Source organism: Moraxella sp. VT-16-12 (assembly GCF_002224245.2).
Classification (GTDB): Bacteria; Pseudomonadota; Gammaproteobacteria; order Pseudomonadales; family Moraxellaceae; genus Moraxella.
Map to the genome: position 1 here is coordinate 1 of NZ_NKHK02000058.1, position 342 is coordinate 342.

At 54.4% G+C, this 342-nt stretch carries 1 protein-coding gene and 1 riboswitch; the gene reads right to left on the minus strand.

Annotation, left to right across the window (positions count from 1 at the left end; all coding sequences use genetic code 11):
- On the minus strand, positions 1-167 hold a 167-nt coding region (locus CEW93_RS11125; RefSeq protein WP_186727978.1), incomplete at its 3' end, for a hypothetical protein.
- Between the two features lie 80 nt (positions 168-247).
- Positions 248-342, minus strand: a riboswitch (TPP riboswitch). This riboswitch is flagged as partial in the annotation.

Genomic DNA, 342 nt, shown 5'->3' on the forward strand with positions numbered 1-342 from the left:
ATTAGCGTCGGGCTAAGCTGGATCTCACGCATCGGCACGCGCACGCCGGGGTGTGTGCCAGTGATGTAAATGCGTTTTGAGTTGGGAAAGGCGGAGCCTTCCAGGGTGTCGATAAAATGTTGGGCCTGGGCGCGCTGTTCGCGGCGGGTCAGTTTTGTTGCAGACATAGCTCATTCCAAAAAGTTAAGGACGTGGCTTGTCAGACGACGGATGAAGCAAGAGACGATCGCCGCAAAGGCGATGCGATAGCAGATTAACTCTTGTTCCCTTCGCAGGTATTAGCCTGATCAGGTTCCGCGGATCCCGAATAAACGGTCTCAGCCAGTTAAGGCACTCCGACAA